This window comes from Microbacterium sp. AK031, assembly GCF_024807145.1.
GTDB lineage: Bacteria > Actinomycetota > Actinomycetes > Actinomycetales > Microbacteriaceae > Microbacterium.
This window is the reverse complement of record NZ_JANUCA010000015.1, coordinates 1-1,782: the sequence shown is the minus strand read 5'-3', so window position 1 is coordinate 1,782 and position 1,782 is coordinate 1. Positions and strand designations below refer to the sequence as shown.

The 1,782-nt window shown below is 64.7% G+C and carries 1 protein-coding gene and 1 pseudogene; both read right to left on the bottom strand.

Going from position 1 to position 1,782, the window contains the following annotated elements; genetic code table 11:
- Positions 1-248, bottom strand: a pseudogene (locus tag HDC95_RS16790) (DDE-type integrase/transposase/recombinase); the annotation flags it as partial.
- A 22-nt stretch (positions 249-270) separates the two neighbouring features.
- Complete coding sequence (locus tag HDC95_RS16785; protein WP_259064839.1) at positions 271-1,503, bottom strand: IS110 family transposase; 1,233 nt, start codon at positions 1,501-1,503, stop codon at positions 271-273.
- Positions 1,504-1,782: the final 279 nt, after the last annotated feature.

The following is a 1,782-nucleotide window of genomic DNA, read 5'->3' as shown; positions in this document are numbered from 1 at the left end:
GCGATCGCGCCGACTTCCGCGAGCCGCTCGGTGTAGCGCAGAGCCGTGTATTGAGAGCCTGCGTCCGAGTGTTGGATGACGCCGGTGATGTCTTCACCGGCGCGGTCGCGAATCCAGAGAGCCATCTCGAGCGCGTCCAACGGCAGGTCGGTGGGCATCTTCGACATCGTTCGCCAGCCCACGATGCGGCGGGAGAACACGTCCGTGACGAACGCGGTGAACGCCATCCCCGACCACGTCGGCACATAGACATCCCACGTGAGTCAGTTGTCAAGCAGCGGCGGCCAGTTCGTTGTCGTGCCAGTTCGGCCAGGCGGCTTCTTCGTTCCAGAGTTCGCTGTTTTGGAGGCACCACCAGAGGTTGCCGAGGAGCTTGTTGGCGAGGTTGCGGAGCGCTGCGTTGTGGTGGTCGCCGGCGGCGCGGCGTCGATCGTAGTGGGCGCGGGCCGCTGGAGATCTCGTGAGTGCGGCGAAGGCCCACCAGTGGCATGCGTCGCCGAGTCGCTTGTTGCGGACCTTCCGTGCTTTCACGTAGTGCGAACGTCCGGATGCGCGGGTGACGGGTGCAGTTCCGGCGAATGCTCTCAGTCCCGCGGCTGTGGCGAACCGATCCGGGTCGTCACCGATCTCTGCGAGGATTCGTGCTGCGAGCACGGCGCCGATGCCGGGAGCGGACTGCAAGATGGGTGCGAGAGTCTGCTGTGCGAGCTCCGTGGTGAGTGCCCGTTCGAGCTCCCCGACAGCGGCGCGCATCGTCTCCACGATCTTCAAGAGCCCGGTGACGACGAGGCCAAGCCCCGTCTCGACGGGTTCGCTTTGCCGCAGTGTCGGGGTGCGGAGGTCAGCGCGCACCTGCTCGACCAGGGCCGGGTCGTTGCGGCGGCCGACACGGTGGAAGATCGCCTCGATTCGCCGGGAGGTCAGCCGCTGCCCCGCAGCTGGGGTTGGTGCGGCAGCTAACACTGCTGTTGCCGCATGGTGCTGCAGGTTGGGGAATGCTATGAGCGCCTGCGGGTAGAACTCCAGTAGCACGGAACGCAGCCTGCTCACAGTCTGGTGTAGCGCCCAGATCGCTTCCTGGTGCTGTCGCGCCAACGCCTTCATTCGCAGTGCGCCGTCACTGTTCGCCGGCAGGGGGCGGTGCAGGTGCCGGTCAGTGCGCAGCACGTGCGCGAGGACGATCGCATCGGCTGGGTCCGATTTCCCGCCGGCTTGCCCGTGCCGTTCGCGATAGCGTGCGAGCGCGCGGGGGTTGATCGGATACACGGTGAACCCGGCGCCCGCCAATGCGACGACGAAGAGGTTCTTGTCGGTCTCGATTGCGACTGGTGTCGATTCCGAGTCGCCGCCGTGCTCAGCAATCAGTCCGAGCAGTTCACTGAAGCCGCTCGCGTTGGCAGCCACCCGCCGTTTCGTGATCACCCGCCCGTCCGCATCGACGAGAGCGACGTCGTGGTGGTTTTCTGCCCAGTCGATTCCGCAGGTCATTCCGGCTTGTTCCATGTGCCTTGCTCCGTTCTGGTCGAGAGCATCGAGATGCGTGTCGGCGACCTAATGGAAGCGCTCCAGGCGCGGCATCTCACAAGCCGTTCACGATCTCGCAGGCCGGCAGGGTCACCGTCTATGTTCAGACCTCAACGGTCGGCTCAATCTGAAGAAGTGATCACCAAACGGCTGCTCACCACTCACACTGCCCGACCCGGGTCGGTGAAATCTCAGTGACCCCTGTCGACCTACTCGATTGTCGAAGCATGACCTTCGGCTGTCCCATTAGGTGAAGTC

What these genes read in the sequence shown, in the direction of transcription:
- HDC95_RS16785 (WP_259064839.1), bottom strand. Translation starts at nt 1,503, where the DNA reads ATGGAACAAGCCGGAATGACCTGCGGAATCGACTGGGCAGAAAACCAC.